The 16086-nt window shown below is 60.6% G+C and carries 11 protein-coding genes; 9 read left to right on the top strand and 2 right to left on the bottom strand.

The genetic code is table 11. The annotated features are described in order from the left end of the window. The first annotated feature begins 7 nt into the window (after positions 1-7). From ptsP to KX729_RS20130, 5 genes are all read left to right on the top strand, one after another. Positions 8-2275 carry a phosphoenolpyruvate--protein phosphotransferase gene (gene ptsP / locus KX729_RS20150; protein ID WP_219744661.1) on the top strand — a complete coding sequence of 756 codons (2268 nt, stop codon included), beginning with the start codon at positions 8-10 and terminating at the stop codon, positions 2273-2275. A gap of 30 nt (positions 2276-2305) precedes the next feature. Continuing rightward, positions 2306-3388, top strand: a complete 1083-nt coding sequence (prfA, locus tag KX729_RS20145) for a peptide chain release factor 1 (protein ID WP_219744286.1) — start codon at positions 2306-2308, stop codon at positions 3386-3388. Continuing rightward, positions 3385-4248, top strand: coding sequence for a peptide chain release factor N(5)-glutamine methyltransferase (prmC, locus tag KX729_RS20140; RefSeq protein ID WP_219744285.1), 864 nt, complete (start codon positions 3385-3387; stop codon positions 4246-4248). Before prfA ends, prmC begins: the two co-directional genes overlap by 4 nt. 302 nt (positions 4249-4550) lie before the next feature. After that, on the top strand, positions 4551-5489 hold the full coding sequence (locus KX729_RS20135) for a DUF4167 domain-containing protein (protein WP_219744284.1): 939 nt from the start codon (positions 4551-4553) through the stop codon (positions 5487-5489). A gap of 316 nt (positions 5490-5805) precedes the next feature. Continuing rightward, on the top strand, positions 5806-6762 hold the full coding sequence (locus KX729_RS20130) for a class 1 fructose-bisphosphatase (RefSeq protein ID WP_219744283.1): 957 nt from the start codon (positions 5806-5808) through the stop codon (positions 6760-6762). A 75-nt stretch (positions 6763-6837) separates the two neighbouring features. Here the strand turns inward: KX729_RS20130 and KX729_RS20125 are convergent, their stop codons facing one another. Further along, complete coding sequence (locus KX729_RS20125; RefSeq protein ID WP_219744282.1) at positions 6838-7422, bottom strand: TetR/AcrR family transcriptional regulator; 585 nt, start codon at positions 7420-7422, stop codon at positions 6838-6840. A gap of 122 nt (positions 7423-7544) precedes the next feature. On the opposite strand from KX729_RS20125, the gene KX729_RS20120 reads away from it, so the two are divergent. The 4 genes from KX729_RS20120 (at position 7545) to KX729_RS20105 (ending at position 13715) form a co-directional block, all read left to right on the top strand. Further along, on the top strand, positions 7545-8321 hold the full coding sequence (locus KX729_RS20120) for an SDR family NAD(P)-dependent oxidoreductase (RefSeq protein ID WP_219744281.1): 777 nt from the start codon (positions 7545-7547) through the stop codon (positions 8319-8321). A 165-nt stretch (positions 8322-8486) separates the two neighbouring features. Then, entirely contained in the window at positions 8487-9938 is a 1452-nt protein-coding gene (locus KX729_RS20115; protein WP_219744280.1) for a DUF6985 domain-containing protein, read from the top strand. A gap of 179 nt (positions 9939-10117) precedes the next feature. After that, complete coding sequence (clpB, locus tag KX729_RS20110; RefSeq protein WP_219744279.1) at positions 10118-12724, top strand: ATP-dependent chaperone ClpB; 2607 nt, start codon at positions 10118-10120, stop codon at positions 12722-12724. 82 nt (positions 12725-12806) lie between these two features. Continuing rightward, a complete protein-coding gene (locus tag KX729_RS20105; protein ID WP_219744278.1) occupies positions 12807-13715 on the top strand; it encodes a S66 peptidase family protein in 909 nt (302 codons plus the stop codon). A 5-nt stretch (positions 13716-13720) separates the two neighbouring features. Here KX729_RS20105 and KX729_RS20100 read toward each other — a convergent pair whose 3' ends face one another. Continuing rightward, the gene (locus KX729_RS20100; RefSeq protein ID WP_219744277.1) at positions 13721-15661 is read right to left on the bottom strand and encodes a M23 family metallopeptidase; all 1941 of its coding nucleotides are present in this window, start codon (positions 15659-15661) and stop codon (positions 13721-13723) included. Positions 15662-16086: the final 425 nt, after the last annotated feature.

Raw genomic sequence — 16086 nt, 5'->3', positions numbered from 1 at the left:
GATGCCGATGAGAGACCTGTCGGCTGGTCCGCGCGTTCTTTTGAAGCGCCTGCGCGAGTTGATGGCGGAGCCGCTCGATCCGCAGGAGCGCCTTGACCGCATCGTCCGGCAGATCGCCAGCAACATGGTGGCGGAAGTCTGCTCGGTCTATGTGCTGCGATCCGATGGCGTGCTCGAGCTTTACGCCACCGAAGGCCTGAACAAGGAAGCGGTCCACACCTCGCAGCTGAAGATGGGCCAGGGTCTCGTCGGCACGATCGCCGCATCCGCCCAGCCGCTCAATCTGTCCGACGCGCAGGCGCATCCGGCCTTCCGTTATCTCCCGGAAACGGGCGAAGAAATCTACCATTCCTTCCTCGGCGTGCCGATCCTGCGCGCCGGCCGCACGCTCGGTGTTCTGGTCGTCCAGAACCGGGCCAGCCGCAATTATCGCGAGGACGAGACCGAGGCGCTCGAGACGACGGCGATGGTGATCGCCGAGATGATCGCCACCGGCGAACTCAAGAAGATCACCCGCCCCGGCCTCGAACTCGATCTTACCCGTGCTGTCACCATCGAGGCGGACGGCTATAACGAAGGCATCGGCCTTGGCCATGTCGTGCTGCACGAGCCGCGCATCGTCGTCACCAATCTTCTGAACGAGGATGCGGAGAAGGAAATCCAGCGGCTGGCGGAAGCGCTGGGTTCGCTGCGCATCTCCATCGACGACATGCTGTCGCGGCGTGAGATCAGCCAGGAAGGCGAGCATCGCGAGGTGCTCGAGACCTACCGGATGTTCGCCCATGACCAGGGCTGGGTCCGCCGCATGGAAGAGGCGATCCATAACGGCCTGACGGCGGAAGCCGCGGTCGAAAAGGTCCAGAGCGATACAAAAGCGCGCATGATGCGCATGACTGATCCGTATCTGCGCGAGCGGATGCACGATTTCGACGATCTCGCCAATCGGCTGCTGCGCCAGTTGACCGGCTATTCCGGCAGGATGACCGAAGAGGGCTTCCCGAACGACGCGATCGTGCTGGCGCGCGCCATGGGTGCTGCCGAGCTTCTGGATTATCCGCGCGAGCGTCTTCGCGGTCTCGTGCTCGAAGACGGTGCGGTGACGAGCCATGTGGTGATCGTTGCCCGCGCCATGGGCATTCCGGTCGTCGGCCAGGCGGCCGGTCTGGTGGCGCTAGCCGAAAACGGTGATGCGATCATCATCGATGGTGACGACGGCCAGGTGCATGTCCGCCCGGTTCTCGACCTGCAGAAGGCCTATGAGGAAAAGGTGCGGCTGCGCGCCCGCCGGCAGGAACAGTTCAAGGCGCTGCGCTCGGTCGAGCCGTTCACCAAGGACGGCAAGCGGATCAGCCTGCAGATGAATGCCGGCCTGATGGTCGACCTGCCGCAACTGGCCGAATCCGGCGCCGACGGCATCGGCCTGTTCCGCACCGAGCTGCAATTCATGATCGCCTCGACCATGCCGAAGCTCGAGGAGCAGGAGAGCTTCTATCGCAACGTCATCAAGCAGGCCGCCGGCCGCCCGGTGACGTTCCGCACCCTCGATATCGGCGGCGACAAGGTCGTCTCGTATTTCCGGGCCCAGGAAGAGGAAAACCCGGCGCTTGGCTGGCGGGCGATCCGCCTGTCGCTCGACCGGCCGGGCCTTTTGCGCACCCAGCTCCGGGCGCTGCTGCGTGCGTCTGCGGGTGCGGAACTGAAGATGATGCTGCCGATGGTGACCGAGGTTTCGGAAATCCATCAGGTGCGTGACCTGATGCAGAAGGAAGTGCAGCACCTCTCCAAATTCGGCCACAGCCTGCCGCGCAAGCTGCAGTTCGGCGCCATGCTGGAAGTGCCGGCTTTGATGTGGCAGCTCGACGAATTGATGGCGGAAGTCGATTTCGTCTCGGTCGGTTCGAACGATCTGTTCCAGTTCGCGATGGCGGCGGATCGCGGCAATGCGCGTGTCTCCGATCGTTTCGACAATCTCGGCAAGCCGTTCCTGCGCATCCTGCGCGATATCGCGCGGGCCGGCGAGCGGAACAAGACGGTGGTGACGCTGTGCGGCGAGATGGCCGGCAAGCCGCTTTCGGCCATGGCGCTGATCGGCGTCGGTTTCCGCTCGGTGTCGATGGCGGCAACGTCGATCGGCCCGGTCAAGGCGATGCTGCTCGGGCTCGATGCGGACCTGCTGGCAACCGAGCTGAATGCGGCGCTCGACAATCACATGTCCGGGGAGCCGATGCGCGACCTGCTTATCCGGTTCGCCGAGACACACAATATTCCCGTCTAGCGGATAACAAGAAGAAAATGGAGTTAGACGGTGGCGAAGCTTCCCGTTGAAAAGATGCGCGAACTGGAGCGCCGCTTCGGCGAGATCGAGGTGCGCATGTCGGAAGGTCCGGCCGCCGATGTCTATGTGAAGCTGGCCTCGGAATATTCCGAGTTGCAGCCGGTGGTCCGCAAGATCCGCGAATACGAGAAGACGACCGCCGAAGTGGCCGATCTGCGTGCCATGCTGAACGACAAATCGACCGATCGCGAGATGCACGAGCTGGCCGAAATGGAGCTGCCCGGCGCGGAAGAACGCGTCGAAGGCCTCGAAAAGGACATGCAGATCCTGCTCCTGCCGAAGGATGCGGCGGACGAGAAGAGCGCGATCCTGGAAATCCGCGCCGGTACGGGCGGCAATGAGGCGGCACTTTTTGCCGGCGACCTGTTCCGCATGTACGAACGTTATGCCAGCACGCATGGCTGGAAGGTGGAAGTGCTGTCGGCCAGCGATGGAGAAGCCGGCGGTTACAAGGAAATCATCGCCAATGTCACCGGGCGCGGCGTGTTTTCGAAGCTCAAGTTCGAATCCGGCGTGCATCGGGTGCAGCGCGTTCCCGATACCGAAACGCAGGGACGTATCCACACGTCGGCGGCGACCGTCGCCGTCCTGCCGGAGGCGGAGGATATCGATATCGAGGTACGCAACGAGGATATCCGCATTGATACGATGCGGTCCTCGGGCGCCGGCGGCCAGCATGTCAATACGACGGACTCGGCGGTGCGCATCACCCATCTGCCGACCGGCATCGTTGTCACGTCCTCGGAAAAGTCGCAGCACCAGAACCGCGCCAAAGCCATGCAGGTTCTGCGCTCGCGGCTCTACGACATGGAACGCCAGAAGCTGGACAGCGAGCGCTCCGCCGACCGCCGGAGCCAGGTCGGTTCGGGCGATCGTTCCGAGCGCATCCGCACCTATAATTTCCCGCAGGGCCGTGTCACCGACCACCGCATCAATCTGACGCTCTACAAGCTCGACCGGATGATGATCGGCGAAATCGACGAAGTGGTCGATGCGCTGATTGCTGACTACCAGGCGGGTCAGTTGGCGATGATCGGCGAACAGCAGGGATGAGCACTCTCGGCGCAGCGGTGGCGGATGCGCGGGCGCGGTTTACGGCGGCCGGGCTACCGGATGCGGCGATCGAGGCGCGGCTGTTGCTCGGCGGCCTGCTCGGCCTTTCCAGCACGGAGGTTTTCACCGGTGGTGACCGGGTTCTGACCGGTGACGAAATCGCTTCTATCGACAAGGCGGTGGCCCGCCGCTTGAAACGGGAGCCGGTCCACCGCATATTAGGGTCTAGAGAGTTCCACGGGATGGACCTCCTGATCTCCCGCGAAACGCTGGAGCCGAGGCCCGATACGGAAATCCTGGTGGAAAGCCTGCTTCCCCGTGTGGGGCAGATTGTCGCAGCCAAGGGTGTTGCGAGGCTTCTTGACCTTGGCACGGGAACCGGTGCGATCATTCTCGCTCTGTTGAAGGAAATCCCTCATGCAAGCGGGATCGGCAGCGATATTTCCAGGGATGCATTGAATACCGCGATGCAAAACGCAAAGCGGCTCGGCTTGGCCGAAAGATTTGATGCGGTGGAAAGCCAATGGTTTGACGCAATCACCGGGCGTTTCGACATAATCGTGTCAAATCCGCCCTATATACGGAGTGATGTTATCCCTGCACTAGAACCGGAAGTTCGGGATTTTGATCCCCCGGCGGCGCTGGACGGTGGCCCTGACGGGCTGGATGCCTATCGCGCGATTGCGGCGGGTGCAGGAGATTTTCTCGAAAAGGACGGCATGATCGGCGTCGAGATCGGTTTCGATCAGAAAGACACTGTGAGCGCGATCTTTCACGACGCCGGCTTCATGCTGGCGCAAGCAAGACGTGATTACGGTGATAATGACCGAGTTCTTCTGTTTACAAAGAGCAAGCCTTGATTTTGCAAAGCAGAAAAAAGGCTTGGATTTCCGAGGGAAGCGGGATAGCTTGCAAGGCACGCACTGGGGTGACTGGGAATGAACGGCGATTCGTTCGGGTTTTAGGTCAACCCTTTCTCCTGCTCTTTTCGAAGAGCACGAAGGTTGAACAATTCCCGGTGCGTGAATCAGTTAATTTGACTTAGACAGCGGCAGGACGCCTAAGTATCGCCCTGTGCGCGGCACGCGAAGTCTTGTTCCGGCTTTTGACCGGCAAGCCGCGGGCCCCTTATCAGCGAAGATAGAGAGTTGGTGAACGATAGATGAGGCCAGGACAGCAGAAAAATCGCGGTCGAGGGCGCGGCAATAATAACAATGGCGGCGGTGGCGGCGGCGGTAACAACAACTTCAACCGCAAGGGTGGCAATCCTCTCAGCCGGACCTACGACAGCTCCGGCCCGGACATCAAGATCCGCGGTACCGCCCAGCATATCGCCGAGAAGTATTCGGCACTTGCCCGCGATGCCCAGAGCTCCGGCGACCGCGTGATGGCGGAAAACTATCTGCAGCACGCCGAACATTACAACCGCATCATCGCAGCCGCTCAGGCCCAGATGCAGGATCGTTTCCAGCATCAGGACCGCGGCGACTATCAGGATCGTGACGGCAACGTCATGGACCAGGACGATATGGACAATGGCGACGGCGAAGACCTGGGTTATGCCCAGCAGCCGATGATGTCCGACGAAGCGCCGCAGCAACAGCCGCGCCGCGAACAGAACAACCAGCCGCGCGAGCAAGGCCAGGGCGGTCAGAACCAGGGTGGCCAGAACAACGGCCAGCCGCGCGAAAACCGCCGCGACCGTGGTGACCGCGACCCGCGCCGTGATCGCCGGCAGGACCGTTTTGAGCGTCGTGACCAGCAGCAGCCGATGACGGAAGAACAGCCCGCCGTTGCCGCAAGCGGTTCAGACGAGCAGCCGGTTGTTGCAGCACCTGTCGCCGCTGCAAAGCCTGCCAGGACCCCGAAGCCCGCTCCGGCTCCTGCCGTCGACGATGGTTCCGGCCCTCAGCCGGTGATCGATGGCACGCCGGCGGAAGTCGCGGTCGAACAGGCCGAGCAGGCGGAAGCCTCGACCGAGCGCGCTCCGCGCCGCCGTGCTGCCGCTCGTCCGCGTCGCCAGCCGCGCAAGAGCGCCGAAGGCGAAGAAGCCGCGAACGATGACGGCCAGCCGGCCCTGGCGGAAGCCGCCGGCGAATAAGCCTGCGACAAACGTCTCGAAAGACAAAAACTCCGGCCTTGCGCCGGAGTTTTTTTATTTTTGGTAAACAGCAAAGATGCGTTTGCGCAGCCGATTTCAAAGCGTGATGGGTTTTTAAATCGATTTTTAAAGCATTTCATTCGTTTGAAATGGATTTTTGCCCGTCGATAGTGTCGTTGAATGGACTATTTTGTAATATCTTCAACTGTTTACCGCATTGCAAAACTTCTCTAGGTTCGATTTAAACCGAGCTATGAACGCTTGGCTGCCATCTATCAGGATGCTCGCCGATGGGTTCAAAAAGGAGATGTGCTGCATGATGACGTTCGAAACCTATCTCGAAAGCCATAGGGGCGGAGCGCTCAACGATGACCTGGTCATCGTCCTGCGTGAGATCGCCGAGGCTACAAGGCAGATTTCGGACAAGCTGAGGACTTCGTCGCTGGCCGGCCTGACCGGAGCCACCGAGGTGACCAATGTTCAGGGCGAAACCCAGAAGCCGCTCGATGTGATTTCCAACGAGATCCTGCTGGAGGCCTGCCGCAAATCGCCGGCGGTTGCCTTTGCCGTTTCGGAAGAGCTGGATACTGAAGTCGAGGTCCACGCAGCCGGCAAATACGCGGTCATCTTCGATCCGCTCGACGGTTCCTCCAATCTCGACGTCAATGTCACCGTCGGCACGATCTTCTCGGTGATCGCGGCAACCAGATCGCAAGACATATTGCAAAGCGGCCGCGGCCAGCTGGTTGCCGGTTATGCGGCCTATGGCCCGCAGACCACGTTGCTTCTGTCGGTCGGCAAGGGTGTGCAGATTTTCACGCTGAATGCGGCCGGCGACTATGTGATGACGGCGGCAAACGTGACCATCCCGTCGGATTCGAAGGAGTTCGCCATCAACGCCGCCCGCCGTCCGTCCTGGGACGATGTCATCGTCGACTATATCGACAGCTCGATTGCCGGCGGCCACAACATGCGCTGGGTTGCCTCGATGGTGGCGGATGCCCATCGCATCTTCAATCGCGGCGGCGTTTTCATGTATCCGGCCGACCGCGCCAAGCCGGGCTCCGGCCGTCTGCGACTTCTCTATGAAGCCAACCCGATCGGTTTCCTGGTGGAAGCGGCAGGTGGCGCCGCTATTGCCGGCAAGATCGATATCCTTGATATTCAGCCCACTTCGCTGCATCAGCGCGTTCCCGTCATCTTCGGCTCGGAGAATGAAGTCGCGAAGATCCGCGCCGCCTATCACGAGGAGCGGATGGCGGAAGTCGCCTGACGCCCGCCACACCAAGCTCAGCTTCTGACAGAACTCCGGCCGCAAGCCGGAGTTTTTCGTTTCGGGCAGCCCGCGCTATTTCGAATTCATCGCGAAATCTCCAACGAATTCCCGGACCGTATCGAGAATTTCAGCGGCAAAAGCCTCATCGTTGGATATGCGGGACAGGCCGACGGCGCCCGTCATCAGGCAGGAGACGATCATTGCCTTGCGGCGTGCCTCTTCTTCGTCGCGAGCGGCCATGCGGGTCGCCATCTTTTTCAGATTGCCTTTGACCCGGTCGGTTGCGTGGGTGCGGGATTTTTCGTTGCCACGGGCGAGATCGGCGGTCAGCGCCGCGAACGGACACCCGCCGGCGGTGTCCTGCCTGTGGTCGAGGCTCAGATACTCCGCTGCATAATCGGTAAACGATATGTCGGAAGGTGCCTTGCCCCGTTTGCGGCTCTTGGCCTCCCAATCGCCGTAAGCGACTTCCATCGCCTCGGCCACCATGTCGTCACGCGATCCGAAATGCTTGTAGAAGCCGCCAACCGTCAGGCCTGCTTCCTTCATTAGATCGGCGACGCCGACGCCTTCCAATCCTTTTTCCCGCAACCGGCGTGAAGCGATCTCGACGATCCGGTCATGCGTCTTCTGCTTGTCCGCCTGAGAATGCCCCATGATTTTTCTCCTGCCTGGCTGCTTGACATCCAGGATTATATGCGTAAGCCATGTGGATGTCGATCATAATCCAGATTGAAAGCCAGTCTGGCTGAATAATTCCCTCCCAAGGAGCAACTCCCATGCGTCTCAAGAACAAGGTCGCCTTCATTACCGGCGGCAATAGCGGTATCGGCCTTGCAACCGCCAAGGTCTTCCTCGCCGAAGGTGCGAAAGTCGTCATCACCGGCCGCAATCCGGAAACCCTTGCAGCGGCAGAAAAGGCGCTTGGCGGCGACGTGCTGGCGCTGAAGGCCGATGTCACCGATATCGCGGCAACCGAAAAGGCGTTTGCGGATGCGCAAGCGAAGTTCGGCAAGATCGATGTGGTCTTCGCCAATGCCGGCATTGGCGGTGTCACGCCGCTCGGCCAGACGACCGCCGAACAGTTCGCCCAGATCATCAGCACCAACCTGACCGGGGTCTTTTTCACCATCCAATCAGCGCTGCCGCATCTGAATGACGGCGCCTCGATCATCCTCAATGGTTCGGTCCATGCGGTTCTCGGCGCACCGGGCTGGTCGGCCTATGCGGCAGCCAAGGGTGCAGTCCGCACGATGACCCGCAATTTCGCATCCGAACTGGCGCCCCGCGGTATTCGCGTCAACCAGGTCACGCCCGGCGGTACCAAGACCCCGATCTGGTCGCCCTTTGCCCCGAATAGCGATGCCATGTCGGCGCTCGAAGAAAAGCTCGGCAGCATGAGCCCGCTCGGCCGCATGAGCGAAGCGGAAGAGATCGCCAAGGCAGCGCTTTATCTGGCATCCGACGATGCCGCCAACGTCTCCGGCATCGAAATCCCCGTCGACGGCGGTATGACAAGCTCGCCCTCCGGCGCAAAGGTTTTCCGCACGGCGTGATCTGCGCAGTGGCCGAGTAGGACCTCAGTGTGCCCCTTTTCCCCGTGCTCCTCAGGCCTAGTTAGGCGGAGAACGGAATTGGGTGTGGCACAAGAACCGAAAGCCTGTCGTGCTGATGTCGCGGCAGGCTTTCATCTTGTTGCCGACCACCAAGAGGAGCGAAGCATGCGGATTGAAAACGTCGTTGCAGGTCTACCTTATGAAAAGGAACCGTTTTTCCCTTTTCGATATGAAGAGGAGACGATCAAGGCCTGCGAGACGGCGGTCGGCCAGCCGTTTCCCGAGGATTTGCGCTGGTATCTTGCGAATGTCGGCTGGCGGGAGATCGACTATGACCATCGTGCGATCCTAGTCCGCGAGGGCGACTATCTCTACCTTCTCAATTTCGAGAAGGTGACCAATCAGGTTTTCGCCGAAGACAACTATACGGGTTACGTGTCCAGAAACGAGGGCGGAAGCCTGCCGGGTGATCCGGCCCGCTATTTCCCGATCACCGAGATCAAGGGCGAGATGAACCCGCAGGTTTCGTTCCGGGTTCTGGTGAGCCTCAATGATGCGGATCGCGGCTCCGTCTGGCTGGTTCGGCCGATCGGTCATTTCGGCGACCAGACGCCTTCCGAACCGATCCGGATCGCCGACGACCTTGCCGGGTTTCTGGAGCAGGTAAGTTCGCGCAGGAAATCCGAGCCGGTGGCCGAGAAGAACAACAGCGCATTGTTCAAAAGGCTGTTCGACGACTACCTCAAAGCGCCGGCAGTGCCGCCGACCTCTGCCGGCGATATCGAGACACTGCTGCATGCCTTTTTCGACAATCGCGAAAACACGCTTTTCGACGGTGCCCGCAATGTCGAGTTCAACCGGCATATCCAGGCGCAGCGTTTCGAGAATGCCGAAAAGCTGAGTGCGGTGGCGGAGCTTTTGGCGCGCGAAATGCCGACCAGCGCGTTTCACGGTTCGACTGCGGTTCGCCGCGGCAATATCAAGATCGGCAAGGCCGCGGCTTATGACGCCGCTTTCGCGGCGGATCGCTTGACGCCGGGCTTCATGACCGTGCCTGTGAAAAGCCTTGTCGGCGACGGCATGAAGATGAAGGAGGAGTATCTTCTGTTTCACGATGCCGGATCAAAGCAGTGGACGATCGTCCGGCGACTTGAATCGGCGATCGGCAATGTGAAAGTCCCTGGTGTTGGGACCTTTGCCTATGACTCCACCTATAAATGGCACCTGAAGGCCAAGGTTCAGCCGGCCTGGAGCGAATTGAAGGCGGAGCTGAATGTCGATGGCGAGGAGGACGCGCTAACGGCCGGCCGCATCGAATTCATCAAGGAAATCGTCGCGAAGGCCGAGTTCCGGCCGATCCTGGAAGACGATGTCTTCCGGCTTTACCGCGATCGTTATTATCCGGATTTCGAGGCGATGGATGAGGACGAGAAAAAGGACTGGGCCAAGGACTTTCCCGCTATCGCGGATTCATCAGAGGTCTGGCGGCTGTTCAAGAAGAAGTCGAGAATCCATGTCGAAAGCGACCGGGTTTTTACGGTCTGGCTGGATGCCGGTTTCGATCCCGAACACGGGCTGGAGGTCCGGGTAGAGGACTGGACAATCCGGCATGGATAATCCCAAGTTTTTGGCTTTCCGAACTCTTTAATAAGCCAATTCCGCTTACCATATCTCGGAGCGAAGCCGGTGATCAGCGAAATCAGCTATTGACCGGCCGGGCTCGCCTTTGAGGGAGCTCAATCTCAATCATCGGCTCGTGCCTTATGAAAGGGCGGGGCGATACAGGAGGTCAGAGAATGAACGTTGAAAAATATTCCGAGCGGGTTCGCGGTTTCCTGCAGTCGGCGCAGACCAGTGCGCTGGCAAGCGGCCACCAGCAATTCGCGCCCGAACATGTGTTGAAAGTCCTGCTCGACGACGATCAGGGCATGGCGTCTTCGCTTATCGAGCGTGCCGGCGGTAACGCCAAGGAAGCCCGCATCGCCAACGATGCAGCGCTTGCCAAACTGCCGAAAGTCTCCGGCGGCAATGGCGATATCTATCTTTCGCAACCACTCGCCAAAGTGTTTTCGACTGCCGAAGAGGCATCGAAGAAGGCCGGCGATAGTTTCGTCACCGTCGAGCGTTTGCTGCTGGCGCTGGCGATCGAGAATTCCGCCACCACGTCCGCGACCTTGAAGAAGGCCGGCGTCACGGCGCAGGGCCTCAACCAGGTCATCAACGAGATCCGCAAGGGCCGCACAGCCGATGGCGCCAATGCCGAAGCAGGCTTCGAAGCGCTGAAGAAATTCGCGCGCGACCTGACGGCGGATGCCCGCGACGGCAAGCTCGACCCGGTGATCGGCCGCGACGACGAAATTCGCCGCACGATCCAGGTTCTGTCTCGCCGCACCAAGAACAATCCGGTGCTGATCGGTGAACCCGGCGTCGGCAAGACGGCTATCGCCGAAGGTCTGGCGCTACGCATTATCGACGGTGACGTGCCGGAAAGCCTGAAGGACAAGCGGTTGATGGCGCTCGACATGGGTGCCCTGATCGCCGGTGCGAAATATCGCGGCGAGTTCGAAGAGCGTCTGAAGAGCGTCTTGAACGAGGTGCAGGCCGAAAACGGCGAGATCATCCTTTTTATCGATGAGATGCACACGCTGGTCGGTGCCGGCAAGTCCGACGGCGCGATGGATGCGTCCAACCTGTTGAAGCCGGCCCTTGCCCGCGGCGAGCTGCATTGCGTCGGCGCGACCACGCTCGACGAATACCGCAAGCACGTGGAAAAGGACCCGGCACTGGCCCGTCGTTTCCAGCCGGTCATGGTCGAAGAGCCGACGGTCGAAGATACGATCTCGATCCTGCGCGGCTTGAAGGAAAAATACGAACAGCATCACAAGGTCCGCATCTCGGATTCGGCCCTGGTTGCGGCTGCGACGCTTTCCAACCGCTACATCACCGACCGCTTCCTGCCGGACAAGGCGATCGACCTGATGGACGAAGCCGCATCGCGTCTTCGCATGCAGGTGGATTCGAAGCCCGAAGAGCTGGACGAACTCGACCGCCGTATCATGCAGCTGAAGATCGAGCGCGAGGCCCTGAAGAAGGAAACCGACAGCGCTTCGGCTGACCGGCTGGTTCGTCTCGAAAACGAGGTCACCTCGCTCGAAGAGCAGGCGGATGCGTTGACGGCGCGCTGGCAGGCGGAAAAGCAGAAGCTCGGCCTTGCCGCCGATCTGAAGCGGCAGCTCGACGAGGCCCGCAACGAATTGGCGACCGCCCAGCGCAAGGGTGAATACCAGCGCGCCGGGGAACTGACTTATGGCGTCATTCCGGACCTCGAAAAGGACCTGAAGGCAGCAGAAGAGCGCGACAGCGCCGGCGCATCGATGGTGCAGGAAGTCGTTTATCCGGATTCGATCGCGCATGTCGTGTCCCGCTGGACCGGCATTCCGGTCGACAAGATGCTGGAAGGCGAGCGCGAAAAGCTGCTGCGGATGGAAGACGAGCTGGCGAAGTCGGTCGTCGGTCAGGGCGATGCCGTGCAGGCGGTCTCGCGTGCGGTTCGCCGTGCCCGCGCCGGCCTGCAGGATCCGAACCGGCCGATCGGCTCGTTCATCTTCCTCGGCCCGACCGGCGTCGGTAAGACGGAGCTGACCAAGTCCTTGGCCCGCTTCCTGTTCGACGACGAAACCGCGATGGTCCGCATGGACATGTCGGAATATATGGAGAAGCACTCTGTCGCCCGGCTGATCGGCGCACCTCCGGGCTATGTCGGTTACGACGAGGGCGGTGCCCTGACCGAAGCGGTTCGCCGCAAGCCTTATCAGGTCGTGCTGTTCGACGAGATCGAGAAGGCGCATCCGGATGTGTTCAACGTTCTCCTGCAGGTGCTCGATGACGGGCGTCTGACGGACGGGCAGGGACGCACGGTCGATTTCAAGAACACGATGATCATCATGACGTCGAACCTTGGTGCGGAATACCTCACCAATCTGCGCGACGGCGAGGATGTGGACAGTGTTCGCGACCAGGTGATGGATGTCGTGAAGATGTCGTTCCGGCCGGAATTCCTGAACCGCGTCGACGAGATCATCCTCTTCCACCGCCTGAAGCGGAACGAGATGGGCGCGATCGTCGATATCCAGATGAAGCGGCTTCTCAACCTGCTTTCCGAGCGCAAGATCACCATCGAGCTTGGCGAAGATGCCCGCGAATGGCTGGCCGAAAAGGGTTACGATCCGGTCTATGGCGCCCGTCCGCTGAAGCGGGTGATCCAGAAGTATCTGCAGGACCCGCTGGCCGAACAGATCCTTGGCGGGCAGATTTCCGACGGCTCGACCGTCGCCGTATCGTCCGGTTCCGACCGGCTGCTCTTCCGCGTTCGGCGAGAGCGGGATATCAGCGAAGCTGCGTAATGCATGAAAGGCCGCCTCCGGGCGGCCTTTTTCATTTGGGACTTTTCGACTGCGATTTTGCTATTCGAGGTAGGGGTGCGAGATGGCCGAGCCGCTTTTTCCAGCGAAAATCAAGAAAGGCGACAGGATCAGGTTCGTCTCGCCGGCAAGCACGCCGGATCGGGAGATGATCCTGAGACGGGCGGACCGCCTGCGGGACATGGGTTTCGAGGTGGATTTCGGCACGCATGCCTTTGCCGAGCATGGTTTTTATGCCGGCACCCATGAAGAGCGCCTTGCCGATCTCAACGAAGCTCTGTCCGATCCGCAGGTGAGGGCGGTTTTTGCGACCCGCGGCGGTCGCGGTTCGTACCGGATTGCGGATGGCATGGATTTCGATGCGGTGCTTCGCGATCCGAAGCCGCTCCTCGGTTTCAGCGATATCACCGCTCTCCACATGATGCTGATGCGGCGCTGCGGTCTCGTCGGATTGCACGGCGCGCTTTACGGCGATGACGAAGAGGCAAGCCACCGCAATAGCGATATCCTGATGAAGTTCCTGATGGAGACGGGTGCGATAACGTTCGCGGCAAATGAAGACGAGGTCAGCGCGAAGCTGACGACATCTGGGCGTGTCGAAGGGCGGCTGGTCGGCGGAAATCTCGAAACGTTGGCGACCATGACCGGCTGGGGACTGCCGTCGCTGGACGGCGCAATCTTGCTCATCGAAGCGGTCGACTGCATGCCGGGCCTTACGGACCGGACGCTGACGCTGTTGATGAAATCGGGCGCACTGAACGGAATTGCGGGGATCGCCGTCGGGCAATTCACGCTGCCGAGCCGCGAAAAGGGCGAGAAGATCATCGCGATCGTCGATGACCATATCCGCCCGCTCGGCATTCCGATCCTGGGCGGGCTTCCGTTCGGCCATGGTAAGGGAGCGCTGACGACGCCGATCGGTACGATGGCGGTTCTGGACGCCGACGCCGGTAGGCTCACGGTCGATTACTGAAAAAATTACCGGCTGGCGACTTCGTTCGATGCCTGCGTGTTTAAGAGCGTGTCGATGCGCTTGCGTTCGTCCTCGAACTGCGCCAGCGCCTTGCCGGTCAGCGAGCTGCCGCCGGGCAGGCGCACCTTCATCGGGTCGACTTTGGTGCCGTTGACGATCAGCTCGTAATGCAGATGGGCGCCGGTGGATTCACCGGAAGAACCGACGTAACCGATCACCTGGCCCTGCGTCACCTTGGCGCCCTCGCGGACGTTGGGCGCGATGGCGCTCTGGTGATTATAGGACGAAACATAACCATTGGCATGGCGGACCAGCGTCTGGTTGCCGTAACCGCCGGAATCCCAGCCGGCCTTCTCGACCGTGCCATTGCCGGTGGCGATAATCGGCGTGCCGCGGGGCGCTGCCCAGTCTGTGCCGGTATGCATGCGCGAATAACCGAGCAGCGGATGCGAGCGCATGCCGAAGCCGGAGGTCATGCGACCGTTCGGAAGCGGGTTGCGCAGCAGGAACTGGCGGATGCTCTTGCCGTCCTCGTCGAAATAATCGACCGAACTGTCGTCCGGGTTCTGGAAACGGTAGAAGCGATTGGTGGAATCGCCGAAATGGGCGTTGACGTAGAGAAGCTCGCTATCCTTGGTCGCCTGACCTTTCTTGTCGGCGACCGAGAAAAACGCCTCGATCTTGTCGGTCGGCTTCAGCTGTGCCTGCAGATCGACATTGCTGGCGAGCAGCTTGACCAGAAGCCCGGTCATTTCCTTGCTCATGCCGTAAGAAAGAGCGGCGCGATAAATGCCGTCATAAACGTCCGGCAATTCGCGGCCGGCCATGATCTGCGGCGGCTGTTCGCTGAAGGCGGAAGCGACCGCATCGAGCATTGGCGGCTCCTGGCCGTCGATGAACTTGCCGTGGTCGTCGACCGAAACCGTGACCTGATGCTTGCCGCGGCGATAAAGGCTGGCGCGGACCACGAGCACCATGTCGCCTTCCTGGAGAACGCCGATGCGCAGCACGTCGCCGACCGAAAGATCGGCCTGGCCGAGACGGGTCTGCAGATAGCCGGAAATCTCGCGCGCCTTGCCTTCCGGATAACCGACTTCGGCCATCGCCTGCGCCACTGTCTGCGGCTTGCGCACCGGAATGATGTCGTCGGCGTATTCGCGGCTGCGTTTGGTGACCAGTTCCGGCGTCGAAACCGAGATGTTTTCCTCGACGATGCGGGCGGCGAGGCCGGCCGTGATGTCGAGGTCGTTATTGTCCTTGGACGAGAAGCGCTGCGGATCGACATAATAGAGCGCGGAAAGCTGGGTATTGCCGTCCGTCAGTACCGAACCGTTGGAGCGGACGTTTTCCTCGACCTCTTCCAGCGTCATTGCCGGCGCGAAGGCGAACGTATTGCCCTTCGTCGGGAAGGCCGCCGTCTGCAGGCTGACTTCCGACTCCACATTCGAACCATAGATCACGCCTGCGCGTGAGGCCGGCGGGGGAGGGGCTTCGCTCGAGGCGAAGATCGAAAGCGGGTCGAAGGGAGGGTAATCCTCAGCCGCGACGTGGTTTGCCGCCAGATTCATCTTCACATGCGCGAAGGGTTTGCGGCGAACGACTTCCTTATTGCCCTCGTGGATGATCGTGGAAACCTCCATGATCTTCCGGTCGGTGGGCATGGCGACGATATTGCCGCCCAGAAGACGTTTGCCGCGCGAGGCGGTATCGTCCGAATGATCGTCGGGAAGGGCAGCCGCGGCTTCAGCCGGAATGGCGAGCTGCTGGCGGCCGTCGAGCGCGGCAAAAAGAGCGACGCCCATCAGGATGGAAGAGGTGATGCCGGTCAGGAAGGTGCCGGACAGCCAGCGCAGGGAAATTTCGCGACGATCCGGAGCACGGCGGCCGTCCGCGAGGATCGGCGGCTCCGTACCAAGAGAACGGATCATGCTGCGGGCTGTCGTCATGCCAGTCTAAGCCAGTTCCCTGATACTTGTTATAACCGCATGCAGATATGCATCCTGCCCGCGGAACCTTGGGCCAAACATGTGCCCGTTTCAGTGTAGAGAGTCAAATCACCGGGTAGGCTTTGAACACGCGCTCAACGCACCCGTGCTGAATCTCTATAGAGAGGTGGTAACCATGCGATTGTGAATTTGTCGGGGCGGTTTTGAGGCAGGGCCCATAAAGCAGTGGTTTTGGGTGCGCCTGGGGGTGGTTAACGGGCGATAAAACGGCGTGTTGGGCCGGAATATCCGAAAATCATCTTCCATTTCAGGCACTTATCTAATTTTTTCAGTTTTATGAATCTTCGTTGTTGACGTTGTGTGGAGTGGCCCTTATAACCCGCTTCACAGAACGAGGGCGGCGGCGCTGCAGGCGACGACTTCTT

This window comes from Neorhizobium populisoli (genome assembly GCF_019430945.1).
GTDB lineage: Bacteria > Pseudomonadota > Alphaproteobacteria > Rhizobiales > Rhizobiaceae > Neorhizobium > Neorhizobium populisoli.
This window is presented reverse-complemented; position numbering and strand designations above follow the sequence as displayed.